The organism is Companilactobacillus heilongjiangensis, from assembly GCF_000831645.3.
Lineage (GTDB): Bacteria > Bacillota > Bacilli > Lactobacillales > Lactobacillaceae > Companilactobacillus > Companilactobacillus heilongjiangensis.
This window is the reverse complement of sequence record NZ_CP012559.1, coordinates 1,051,485-1,064,249: the sequence shown is the minus strand read 5'-3', so window position 1 is coordinate 1,064,249 and position 12,765 is coordinate 1,051,485. Positions and strand designations below refer to the sequence as shown.

Annotated in this window: 12 protein-coding genes; 1 reads left to right on the top strand and 11 read right to left on the bottom strand. The window is 36.7% G+C overall.

Going from position 1 to position 12,765, the window contains the following annotated elements:
* Positions 1-15: 15 nt before the first annotated feature.
* A complete protein-coding gene (locus JP39_RS04900; RefSeq protein ID WP_041499426.1) occupies positions 16-1,713 on the bottom strand; it encodes a ribonuclease J in 1,698 nt (565 codons plus the stop codon).
* Positions 1,714-1,886: 173 nt separating this feature from the next.
* Positions 1,887-2,156, bottom strand: a complete 270-nt coding sequence (gene rpsO, locus JP39_RS04895) for a 30S ribosomal protein S15 (RefSeq protein WP_041499427.1) — start codon at positions 2,154-2,156, stop codon at positions 1,887-1,889.
* Positions 2,157-2,615: 459 nt separating this feature from the next.
* Between rpsO and rpsT the strand changes: the two genes are divergently transcribed.
* A complete protein-coding gene (rpsT, locus tag JP39_RS04890; protein ID WP_041499428.1) occupies positions 2,616-2,864 on the top strand; it encodes a 30S ribosomal protein S20 in 249 nt (82 codons plus the stop codon).
* An 84-nt stretch (positions 2,865-2,948) separates the two neighbouring features.
* Here rpsT and holA read toward each other — a convergent pair whose 3' ends face one another.
* From holA to typA, 9 genes are all read right to left on the bottom strand, one after another.
* Positions 2,949-3,971: a DNA polymerase III subunit delta gene (gene holA / locus JP39_RS04885; protein ID WP_245626354.1), complete on the bottom strand. Its 1,023-nt coding sequence runs from the start codon at positions 3,969-3,971 to the stop codon at positions 2,949-2,951.
* On the bottom strand, positions 3,937-6,144 hold the full coding sequence (locus tag JP39_RS04880) for a DNA internalization-related competence protein ComEC/Rec2 (RefSeq protein WP_169751872.1): 2,208 nt from the start codon (positions 6,142-6,144) through the stop codon (positions 3,937-3,939). Before JP39_RS04880 ends, holA begins: the two co-directional genes overlap by 35 nt.
* 48 nt (positions 6,145-6,192) lie before the next feature.
* A complete protein-coding gene (locus JP39_RS04875) occupies positions 6,193-6,816 on the bottom strand; it encodes a helix-hairpin-helix domain-containing protein (protein WP_041499431.1) in 624 nt (207 codons plus the stop codon).
* A gap of 39 nt (positions 6,817-6,855) precedes the next feature.
* Positions 6,856-7,911 (bottom strand): SepM family pheromone-processing serine protease, encoded by a 1,056-nt coding sequence (locus JP39_RS04870; RefSeq protein ID WP_048698667.1) that lies wholly within the window; start codon positions 7,909-7,911, stop codon positions 6,856-6,858.
* A 6-nt stretch (positions 7,912-7,917) separates the two neighbouring features.
* Positions 7,918-8,409, bottom strand: a complete 492-nt coding sequence (coaD, locus tag JP39_RS04865) for a pantetheine-phosphate adenylyltransferase (RefSeq protein WP_041499433.1) — start codon at positions 8,407-8,409, stop codon at positions 7,918-7,920.
* 1 nt (position 8,410) lies between these two features.
* Positions 8,411-8,962 carry a 16S rRNA (guanine(966)-N(2))-methyltransferase RsmD gene (gene rsmD / locus JP39_RS04860; protein ID WP_041499434.1) on the bottom strand — a complete coding sequence of 184 codons (552 nt, stop codon included), beginning with the start codon at positions 8,960-8,962 and terminating at the stop codon, positions 8,411-8,413.
* Positions 8,962-9,225 carry a YlbG family protein gene (locus tag JP39_RS04855; protein ID WP_041499510.1) on the bottom strand — a complete coding sequence of 88 codons (264 nt, stop codon included), beginning with the start codon at positions 9,223-9,225 and terminating at the stop codon, positions 8,962-8,964. Before JP39_RS04855 ends, rsmD begins: the two co-directional genes overlap by 1 nt.
* Positions 9,226-9,229: 4 nt before the next feature.
* Complete coding sequence (locus JP39_RS04850) at positions 9,230-10,408, bottom strand: FtsW/RodA/SpoVE family cell cycle protein (RefSeq protein ID WP_041499435.1); 1,179 nt, start codon at positions 10,406-10,408, stop codon at positions 9,230-9,232.
* Positions 10,409-10,859: 451 nt separating this feature from the next.
* Complete coding sequence (gene typA / locus JP39_RS04845; protein WP_041499436.1) at positions 10,860-12,701, bottom strand: translational GTPase TypA; 1,842 nt, start codon at positions 12,699-12,701, stop codon at positions 10,860-10,862.
* Between the last annotated feature and the right edge of the window lie 64 nt (positions 12,702-12,765).

The following is a 12,765-nucleotide window of genomic DNA, read 5'->3' as shown; positions in this document are numbered from 1 at the left end:
ATAGATTAAATCAATCTAATTCTTTGCTTTTCTGTGTCTGTTTTGATTAACTTCCATGATCACTGGCAAAATAACTGGATGTCTGTTGGTTTGTTCATACAAGAAATGATTTAACTTGTCACGAACACCTTGCTTCAAATCTGACCAATCGAAATCTTTGTTATCTTGCATGTAGTCAACAATCGTATTAACGATAATATCTGAGCTTTCACTCAACAAATCACGACTAGCTCGCATATAAACGAAGCCACGTGCCGTTATTTTAGGCTTAGCGACGACTTTCTTCTTCTTACGGTCAATTGTAGCTACCGCGATAAAGACCCCGTCCTCGGCCAATAATTCACGATCACGAAGAACGATACTACCGATATCGCCAACACCAATACCATCAATCATGGTATCTCCGGCATCAACAGACTTACCTTGGTAGAATTGACCGTTTTCGTAATTTAGAACATCACCCTTTTTAGTTAGGAAAATATTTTGATATGGAATACCTGTTTCATTAGCAATTCGAGCATGGGCGTCCAAAAGACGGTATTCCCCTTGAATTGGAATAACATTTTCAGGATTCAACAAGTTGATCATCAATTGCAAGTCAGACTTATTAGCATGACCTGAAGAATGTTTATCATCACTAAGAGCTTTAACCTCAGCACCAGTACGATAAATGGCGTCACGGGCCTTAGCAACAGTTGTATCCATAGCGTGTGAAGGTGTTGTAGCAATAAATACTAAATCGCCCTCTTCAATTTGGAACTTAGTCTTAGCGGCAGGATTAGCCATCTTTTGAAGCAATTTAACGGGTTCACCCATCTTACCTGTTTCAATAACAACTAATTTATTCTTGTCGACATTCTTTAATTCCTTAGGTTTAACCAACAATTCTTTGTTGCTGATCTTCAAATAACCTAAGTTCATAGCAGTTTTCAAAATCTTTTCAGCATCAGTTCCTGAAAGGAATACTCGACGACCAGTCTTGTCAGCAGCATCCATAACTTGTTGCATTCTTTGAATGTTTGAAGCGACTTGAGCCACGATAATTCGACCATTATGATAGCTGAATGTATCTAAAATATACTCATAGATGTCTTTTTCACTTGAGTTTTCATAAGGTGATTCAGCATTAGCAGAGTCACTCAACAGTGCGATAACACGGTCACTACCGATTTTAGCGATACGACCATAGTCAGTCTTATAAGTAGGTGCAGCAGCTTGATCAAACTTGAAGTCACCCGTATAAACGATTTGACCTTCAGAAGTGCTGATAACTGTTCCTAAAGAACCAGGAATTGAGTGTGTTGTCTTGAAGAAAGAAATTGAAGCTTCTTCAAAATCAATAGCAGTATTTTCGTCAATAACATGGAAATTGTTGAATTTCTTACTACGACGATCATTTGAACAAACAATTTTAGCCAATTCAATGGTCATTTCTGAACCAAATACTGGAATATCAAAATCACTGATCAAGTATGGCAAAGCACCGATTGCATCAGCGTGTCCATGTGATAGGAATACTCCGACCACTTTATCAATATTTTTCTTGATGTAAGTCATATCTGGAACAACAACATCAATTCCGTAAAGGTCATTATCAGGGTATTGCAAACCAATATCCAAGATATAGATCTCATCGTTTACTTCGACGGCGTACATATTTTTTCCGTTTTCACGTACACCACTTAACAAAATTATTTTAATTTTTTTGCTCATTTTCATCTCTCATTTCATTAAAATAGCATAGATCATAATATTCTATTGTGATACTTAAGTCTTTTAAGACTATTTAAGCTATACCTATTTTTCATTTTACCATATCAAAAAGGATTTAGAGAAAATAAGCAAAAAAAATAGGAGCTCCGCAAAGGAGTCTCCTAAAATTATTATTAACGACGTAGGCCAAGTGACTTGATCAACTCGTGGTAACGATCAACATCGTTGTCACGTAGGTAACCTAATAAGTTACGACGGTGACCAATCTTCTTCAATAGGCCAACATATGAGTGGTGGTCTTTCTTGTTAACCTTCAAGTGATCGTTAAGTGCGTTAATATCTGCAGTTAGTACAGCAATTTGTACTTCTGGAGAACCAGTGTCTCCATCTTTACGTGCATATTGTTTAATAATTTCGTTTTTCTTTGCTTTTGAAATAGCCATTTCAATTCACCTTTTCCTTATATATTTAGCCAAACTATGTCTGCGTTGGTGATTCGTCAAACAGAGCATGGTTAACACAACTAAGTAATTTACTACAAATATGGTGATATTGCAATAGTAAGTTCTTGTGATTACCGTCTTCAGGACTGAGAATGTTCACCTGCCATGCGAACCGTTTCGACTAATTTAGTCCATTTTTAGTGAATATTTTCCAGCTCTGGAGACGGAATGTTTAACTAATAATACTCAAATTCCTAAATAAAATCCCCAAAAAGCATATAACTTATAGTAATATATAGGAGTTAATAATCACTATCTATTGGTTGATTCATCAGTTATCCGAGTTCATTAACCGCTCTGACTGAAAAAAAATCGACATTTCATTGCATTGTGAAAATTAATTATGTATAATTCTATGTATTGAGTTTTAAGCTTACTAGGTAATCGGAGGTGAAATTAATGCCACAAATTAAATCAGCTATGAAACGTGTAAAGACTGCACAAAGCGCAAGCCTTCGCAATAATGCACAAAGAAGTTCAATGCGTTCAGCAATTAAGAACTTCGAAGCATCAGCTGCTAACAACGCTGACAACAAGAATGACTTGTTTAAGACAGCTGTTCGTGCAATTGATATGGCTAAGTCAAAAGGCCTAATCAAGGCTAACAAGGCTGCTCGTGATAAGTCAAGACTTGCTAAATTGAATTAATGATAAGCAGCCTATTGGTTGCTTTTTTATTTTGTCCCATAAAAAAAGAGGATCCAGATAATTTTGTCTGTGAATCCTCTTTTTTTATGCATATTTAGCAATAAAGAGATCAAAGAGTAGTTCCTTGTCCCCTTGCCCTGATTTAATTTGATAGTCTAAATTAACAATATCGTCATACATCACTTGTAGTCTGGGACGATTTAACGTTCTTGCCTGACGATGAGCATACTTCACTCGATATGGATTCAAACGTAAACTTTTGGCAATTGTTGACTCAGACAAACCTCTTTCTGACAAAACCTTGACCTGAATCAATAATCTCAATTGCGAAATGATGATTGCTACCAACAAGATTGGATCGATTTTTTGTAATAAGAACTGATTATAAAGTTCCTCAGCTTTATAAATATTCTTATTCAAGATTTCAGTCATCAAATCAAAGACGTTATCTTCCAAAGATTGCGGTACCAATTCAGAAACTGCTGCCTGATCGATCTGTTTTGACTTCATCGCATACATCTTCAACTTTTCCAATTGATTAGTAATCAACGAATAATTGCCCTTAGTCTTATTGATCAGCATTTCCAAAGCAGCTGGCTCAATTTGATAACCCGCATTTTTTAGATCAGTATTGACCGTTCGGCTTAAAATTGGACCTTCCATTTGGCCAGCATCTACCATTGTTGCTGACTTTTTCAATTCCTTAACAATTTTTTTACGTGAATCCAACTTATCATAGGACGCAAAAATAACCAAAATTGTTGAGGGAGTCGGATTTTGAATGTAACGCAACAATAAATCTGGATTCTGATCAACTGTATGCTTAATTCGCTCACCAGTTAGAAAAAAGGGATGCTCCGCAAAAACCAATCGTCTTTCGCCAAAGAAAGGTGCCGAAATGGCTTCATTAATCATATCCGCAAGTGAAACTTCTTCTAAATCGAAGTTAGAAAAATTCATATCACGTTCTTCTGGCGACATGATTTCTTTAAAAGATTTTTGAATATCTTTAATAAAGACTTGCTCTTTACCAGTAATAAGATACACGTTGCTTAAATTGCCTTGTTTTAAATTATTTTTTAGTTCTGTTATTTTCAACCAAGTCACCCTTTAAAAAAGTTGTTATCTTTTCCTGATTGCTATAGGAAAAATAATACCAAGTAATCATACCATATTCAGCCGTATTAAAATATTGCACCTGATGCTTCTGCAAGCGCTCTAAAGTCTCCTTATTCGGGTGACCATAGCGATTATTGACGCCAGCTGAAATAAAACCAAGATTTGGTTTAGTTTTTTCTAGCAAAGTGTCACTGGTAGCCGTTTTAGAGCCATGATGTCCTAGTTTCAAATAATCGATCTGAAAATTATTATTTTTTAAAATAGCTTGTTCACCAGCACTGTCTAAATCACCGGGAAAAAGCCATTTTTTGTTCTTTATTTTTGCCAACAATGTCAGAGAATCGCCGTTCTCACCAATACCCTTTTTCTTTGGCCACAACACTTGCCACTTGATAAATCCAGTATCAACAACATCCCCTTGCCGCAAATTTTTAAATTTTATTTCTGGATGTTGTTTGATTGCTTGCTTAATACGCTTATTTTCTTCCAATCCGATTCCAAAATTAACTTCTTTCACTGGAAATTTATTCAGAATAGTATCCAAATTTCCAATATGATCGACATCTTTATGAGAAATAAATATTTCATCTATATAACTGATACCCTGCGACTTCAAGAAAGGAATCGTACTATTCTCAACTTGATTACTATTAGTTCGCTTTGCCCAAGGTTTTGTTGGGAAACTCAACTTCCCGGCGACATCGATCAAAAAGGTCTTTCTTTGCAGCGGTGTTGTCACAAGAATACTGTCACCTTGCCCAACATCAATCAAACTAACCGAACCAAAGAGTGGAAACTTATTTAATATGACGCAACCGATAAATATTACCAAATACTGCCACAAATATTTATTCCAAAAAGTCTTACTTTCAATATAAAATAAGACGATTATTACCAAAATCACGACAATTCCAGCCGGCAATTTGCCAGTTATCAATGTAAAGGATGAGTTAGTCAAAGTATCTAAAAAACCGTAAAGCCATTCAAAAAACTGATTTGGAATTTCCCAAAGTCGCCAATCAACTGTGATTGAAGAGATTAGCGTCAACGGTAAAATAACATAAGTGAACAGCGGTATAAATAATACGTTGGCTAGTAGTGTCAACCAATTAAATTGATATGTATAAAAACTAATCAGAGGCAAACTGACCAAATTCATTTTGAACACAGTCAGTAAAAATTTAGTTTCTTTGTACAGATAGAGAATTGCAAATGATAGCAAAAAGCTCAATTGCCCACCCATTTCAACTACTCCAAACGGGTAAATTAATAGACAAATCATTATCGTCACGCTAAAAACGTCCAGCCGACTCCAAGTTATCTTCAATTTGCCCAAGATTATTCCTACCATTGCTAAAACAATTGCTCGCCAAATACCGCTTTTCGATCCAACTAAGACTCCATAGCACGGCAATAAAATTAACATTACGTCGTTGACCCATTCTACTGGTATTCGCAAGGCCGATGTAATCTTTCGTATAATCGTCAACAATATCAATACATGTAGCCCTGACAAACTAAAAAGATGAATTACCCCTAAGATACTGAGTATCTTGAGAAAATCTTTATCTTCATTCTTTGTGTATCCAACAATCAAACTCTGAGCATGAATTCTTAACCATTTAGGTAGCTTAGCTAAATGTTGAATTGTATGTATTCGTAAAACATTTATTTTATCTAAAATAGTTTGCGGTCGATATATATTTTTCTGCCCAATTTTGCTCAATTCAACTGTGTAATGAATATTTTTATGATAGGCATATTTTTTAAAATTAAATTCCCCACTATTACGTGGACCATTAATCTCAGTAATATTTTTAATTTTCACCGGAGCTTCAACAATCTCGGTCTGTTGTCGCCAGTCAGTTTGTTCACTTTTTGATTTTAATTTGTAAACAAATCTAACTGTCTGCTTTTCGGTCTGCAACTGTCCACTCAGTAAATCTCCATTGACCGAATAAGTATCTGGTGAAAAAATTGCACTTGAAAAATGAGGCATCACTGGTCTCAAACTCTGTTCTAGTAACTGACATCGTATCCAAAACACACCGGCAACTACAAAAACTAGCAATAATAATTGCTTATTTTTTAAACAAAGGATTCTCAGCAGTACCAAAACTAAAAAGACAATTAACCAACTGGCTTCAAAATAAATCGTCACAATTAGAATCGACACTAAAGTCGGAAATATCAGCAACCCTTTCATATTTTAAACAGTCAGCTGATCTTTCAAGGAATCCAAACTCTTCTCACCAATACCGGAAACCTTGGTCAAATCATGCAATTGCTTAAATTCACCATTCTTCTCGCGAAAAGCAATGATCTTTTCAGCTTTCTTAGGACCAACCCCTGATACATTCTTAAAATCATCAACCGTGGCAGTATTAATATTGACGACTTTTTTATCGCCACCACTACCATTACTGCCACTCGCTGAGGAACCTGCACTTTTTTCACCCACCACTGGTACATAAATCTGCATCTGATCCGTTAATTTTTTAGCTTGATTAAGTTGTTTAACATCCGCATTAGGAATTAAACCACCCGCCATTTTTAAAGCATCTTGAACGATAGCTCCCGCTTGTAGACGATAAACTCCAGGCGTCTTAACTGCCCCTTGAATATCGACTACGACAACCTTACTTTTTGGGGCTTTTGCAACTTTGTCCTCTTTTTTAGCCGCTGACACCTTAGTTTCTGTTTTAAGGTCATTTTTCACGGTTGCCGTTTGATGACGTTGAGTCAAGTAATATCCCGTTCCTAGCGCAATAACCACTAATCCAACTAAAACTATCATTTTATTCCGTTTGAAATAATCTAAAATATTTTCCATTTCTATCACCTCAGAAAAAACTACGAAAAAAAACAGCCCTTATTTGGACTGTTTTGTCTTTTCTAGATAATTTATTGCATCGTTCAAGTTTTTAACTGGAACAATTTTCATTTTTGTATGTAATTTCTTAGCTGCACGGAGCGCTAAATGATAATTATTCACATATCCAGGTTCATATTTCTTAATTTCTTTCGTAACTGGATCGTCTGGTGCGAAGAAAATCGTGGCTCCTTCTTCGGAAGCAGCGTAAATCTTCTTCTCGATTCCACCAATTGGTCCAACGGTTCCATCTGGTGCAATAGTACCAGTACCTGCAATCGTACGACCAGCCTTCAAATCTTTATTAGCGACTTGTGAATAGACCTGAATCGTAAACATTAAGCCGGCAGAAGGTCCACCAATTTGACCTGCATCAATCTTAGTTGGCGGATTGCCTTCAGCTTCAGTATCGTCTGTCAAAGTAATTCCTAGGCCAAAGCGCTTCGTATCAGCTAATCTAACCAATTTACCAGAAGCCATCTTTTTCTTGCCATCACGTAAGAAGCTTATTTTCACAGTCGAATGTTTATCTTGTTTGCGAACATACTTAATAAACTGATCCGCATTATTGAAATGATAACCATTGATGGAAGTAATCGTATCACCAATTTCCAACTTCTTCTTAAAGTCGGAATTGCTCATAACATCCATCACATAAACACCTAAATATTTCTTAGTAAAAGGTTTATCAGCTTTAGAATAGGCCGCTTGCACAGCACTATTTTGAGCTGACTTCATGTAATACTGTTGTACTTTGAAATACTGTTGACTATTTTCATCACCCATTAAATCTTTTTGCGAATAAATTGTCTCAAAATTATTTCCTAATGATTTTAACAAAGTAAACGGCGTTCCTTGAATAATTCCCACGGTTGTCAAAAGTAAGTTACCCTTTTTCTTATCGTGTTTGCCATCAACTTTGACAAATTGTGAAGTATCTTCCGCTGTACCAGGCACTTCCAAATAATAGCCCGTTGGTGTCAGGAAGAATGCCGCCACCACAATAATTATAAAGATGGCACTTAAAACTTTGTTTCTTGTCTTATTAAATTTCAAAATAGGCTAGTCCTTCCTATACTTCTCTATCAACGCCTGAGCCACTGCTGGAGGAACAAACCCTGAAATATCCCCACCAAAACTAGCGACCTCTTTCATCATTGATGAAGATATCGTAGCATATCTGTTATCTGCTAGCAGGAATATTGTTTCAATTTTTTTATCTAAAATTTTATTGATTGCTGATATTCCGGATTCATACTTAAAATCATCGGCAGTTCTCATCGAACGAACTAAGAAATTGACACCTAAATCTTGAGCCAGCTTAACCGTCAGCTCACCTTTAGCATCCACGACCTCAACATTTTCTAAATCCTTGATTTCAGCTTCAATAAAAGCTTTCTTCTCTTCATAAGTAAATAAATACTTTTTGGAAGTATTTGTCATTGGTGCCACGTACAATTTATCAAACAGTTTGGCAGACCGATGAATAATGTCCAAGTGACCATAAGTAACTGGGTCAAAACTTCCAACAAAGAGTCCAATCTTTTGTGACATATTAACCTCCAAATTGATACAGTGCAACCTTCGTATCTTTATAACGTTTTTCTTTAATTAAATCGATTCGGTCAAAATCGTTCAAATCAATATCATAATCAGTCTCATCAACGATAATGGCATCTGGATTCAGAAGGTCTTGTTCAACCATATCCTTGATAATTTGCTCAGTAATCTTCATTCGATAAGGTGGATCTAAGAAGACTAAATCAAATTTCACACCGTCGGCCGCAAATTTCTGTAAGGCCTCTGTGGCAGCAATCTTCATAACTACAAAGCTATCTTCCGCATGAGTCTTTTCGATATTTTCTTTGATTGTATTAATAGCCTTATAAGCTTTATCAACCAAATAAGCCTGTTCATAGCCACGAGAGACCGCTTCAATACCTAAGCTACCGGTACCGGCAAATAAGTCCAAAGCCACGCCATCGACCATATAAGGCGATAACATGCTAAAAACGGCTTCCTTCACTTTAGATGAAGTGGGACGAGTATTGTTGGTTGGTACCGCCTTTAAATTTAAACCACGAAACTTTCCTGAAACAACTTTCATTAATTTTCCTCTTCAGTACTCTTGGATTTTAAAACAAAATGTTCATCTAATTCTTTACGATGAGCCAAAGACACGCGTTTAACGTAATTCTTGGAATTTAATTCTTTTCTTATTTCTGGCACTTTACTTGAATTAACATAAAGCATCACATATTTCATTTTAGGTGAAGTGTAATAAATTGTACCGTAACGTTGCAACTTTTTTCTCCACTTTAATGAGTAGACCCAGACATAAAGTGCCTGGCGCTCTACTTTTTTATACATAGGATCACCCTTTTTTAATTTTTTCAAATTTAGCAGTTGCCTCAAGATTCAACACGACACCCAAGGCCACCGACAAGATTAAGAGACTGGAACCACCATAACTAACGAATGGCAAAGTAACACCAGTCAATGGAATAACGCCCAGAAGTCCCCCAATATTAAGAACCACTTGGATCAGAATCATTGTTGCAACACCATAATAAACTAATGAATTATAAGTTTTTCTAGATCTAAAGCCTAGAGAAATCATTCTCATAATAATGATAAATAATAATCCTAATATAAATGCCACACCAACGAAGCCTAATTCCTCACTGACAATCGACATGATGAAATCAGTATGAGGCTCAGGCAAATAGCCACGTTTTTGGATACTGTTTCCTAGACCAACGCCGAAAACGCCACCATTACTTATCGCATAAAAGGAATTGACCAATTGTGCTCCAGATTTCTGTTCCAACTGAAATGGATGTTGCATGGCTAAAAACCGTTGATAGGCATAACCATGTTTGACAAACTCCGGTGGAAATTTCGTAATAATGACAACCATACTTGTAAATACAACCAGTAGCATTCCACTTAATTCAGCGATTAAGCGTCCTGGAATGGTTGAGGATGACAATAGAACTAAAGTAATCAGTGACAAAATCAACGCACCACCGATATCAGGCTGCATAAAAACTAATACAATCATCACAACTACAACGAATAACGGCTGCAAGACTTCTAGAAAGACCTCTTTCCAGCCTTGCTTTCGCAGTAGCCGATTTTGCTTATTAGTTAAGAACAATGCTAAATACATGATAAAAAATAGTTTAGCTAATTCCAACGGCTGGAAGTTAATCAAGCCCAAATTAATCCATGCTGAAGCACCATTGACACGACTACTAGGAACTAATTTCGCCCTTAGTAACAGATAAAATAATGATCCTCCAGTGACTATCATGACAAAACTCAAGATTCGCTGATTTTTAAAAATCTTTTCTTTCAACATAAATGTTACATAACAAAGAAATAATCCTAAGACGGCATAAGCTAATTGCTTGATCAAATACTGATTCGTTCTGCCACCAACAACTAGTGCATTGTAGAAACTTGCGGAGTAAACCATCACAATTCCAATGCCCAAAAGCAAAATGTATGGAATGACTATCCATAAGTCTATTTTCCTTAATTTTTTCACATTTGATCTCCTAAAATCTGATAATAAGATTATACCACCAAACAAATAGAGAAAAAAACTGCCGAGTTGGGTATTGAAATATGATATCTCCAGAGATGAGAACATTCACCTACTATGCGGACCGGTCCGAGCCAAAGTGCGGTCTCGAACCTCGGTTTGAAGCCTTGCAAAAACCGCAAGTCTCCAAACACGCCCGGTGGCGTAATGGCTGAAGCCATAACGCCACACCCACAGCGGGTGAATGTTCTCATCTCTTCCGACTAGTACTTTAAAGTATACGATTATATAAATATTTCAATTTTTGAATATCTAACCAGACAAATCATCAAACCTGGATACAATTTCAGATAATGAAAGATAACTGATATCACTCATTCAAATCAAAGAACACAAAATCAGCCAAAGAAAAAAGGAGCCAAGGACACATGTCCCTAGCTCCTTAAAATATTAATTATTTTGAGTTTTTCTTTGTTTTATCAAACTTCTTACGATCGTTTGTACCCAAGATCTTCTTACGTAATCTAACACTTTCAGGTGTTACTTCACAAAGTTCGTCTTCGTTTAGGAATTCGATAGATTGTTCTAGTGACATTTCTCTAGGTGTCTTGATTGCAGCAGCATGATCTTTACCAGCGGCACGAGTATTTGTAAGGTTCTTACCCTTTGTAACAGTAACAGCGATATCTTGATCACGGCTACTTTCACCAACGATCATACCTTCGTATACATCAACACCGGCACCGATGAACAATGTACCACGATCTTCAACTGATTGTAGTGAATAAGTAGTTGATGGACCTTGGTTGATTGAAACCAAAGCACCAGTTCTTCTACCTGGGTTCCAGTTCTTAACAACTGGCTTGTATTCTGAGAATGTGTTGTTCAAAATACCGTAACCACCAGTCATTGACAAGAATTCTGTAGAATAACCGATCAAACCACGTGAAGGTGCTGAGAAAATAAGTCTTGTTTGACCATTTCCAGTACTTTCCATGTTAACCATTTCACCTTTTCTTTGAGACATTGAGTCAATAACTGAACCAACGTATTCATCAGGTGTATCAATAGTTACCTCTTCAAAAGGTTCGCACTTCTTGTTATCAATAGTCTTGTAGATAACTTCTGGACGTGATAGTTGTAATTCGAAACCTTCACGACGCATTTCTTCAACAAGGATTGACAAGTGAAGTTCACCACGACCTGAAACCATCCAAGCACCGGCTTGATCAGTATCTTCAACACGTAATGAAACATCAGTGTGCAATTGTTTCTTCAAACGGTCTTCAATCTTTCTAGCAGTAACTTGTGTACCTTCACGACCAGCAAAAGGTGAGTTGTTTTGTAGGAACATCATCTTCAATGTAGGTTCGTCGATACGTAGCAATGGAAGTGCTTCTTGGTGATCAACTGGTGTAACAGTTTCACCAACGAAAATATCTTCCATACCAGAAACGGCAATTAAGTCTCCGGCTTTAGCTTCATTGATTTCAACACGGTTTAGACCCATGAAACCAAATAGCTTAGTAACACGGAAATTCTTTGTTGAACCGTCAAGCTTCATAACTGTAACGTTGTCACCAACTTTGATCTTTCCACGGAAAATACGTCCGATACCGATACGACCAAGGTAATCATTGTAATCCAACAATGCAACTTGGAATTGTAGAGGTTCGTCTGAGTTATCCACTGGAGCTGGAATAGTCTTCAAAATCGTGTCGAACAATGGGTTCATTGTGTGTTCTTGATCAGCAGGATCATCTGAGTAACTTGATGTTCCGTTGATAGCTGAAGCATAAATAACTGGGAAATCAAGTTGTGAGTCGTCAGCACCTAATTCGATAAATAGTTCAAGAACTTCGTCAACTACTTCTGCAGGACGAGCACCTGGTCTATCAATCTTGTTGATAACAACGATAGGTGTTAAATGTTGTTCCAAAGCTTTCTTCAAAACAAAACGTGTTTGAGGCATTGTACCTTCATATGCATCAACAACTAGTAGTACACCATCAACCATCTTCATGATACGTTCAACTTCACCACCGAAGTCCGCGTGTCCAGGTGTATCCAAAATGTTGATTTTCTTACCTTGGTAATCAACAGCTGTATTCTTAGAAAGGATTGTGATACCACGTTCTCTTTCAATAGCATTTGAATCAAGGGCACGATCTTGAATTTCGTAGTGCTTTCCTAGTGTGTCTGATTGTTTTAACATTTCGTTAACTAATGTAGTCTTACCGTGGTCAACGTGAGCGATGATCGCAATGTTTCTAATATCTTCTCTTCTCTTAGTCAAGTTAGTTCTTCCTTCCGTAAATACGTGTTTAAATTACTTGCAATAAAAAAACTGTGAATGACTG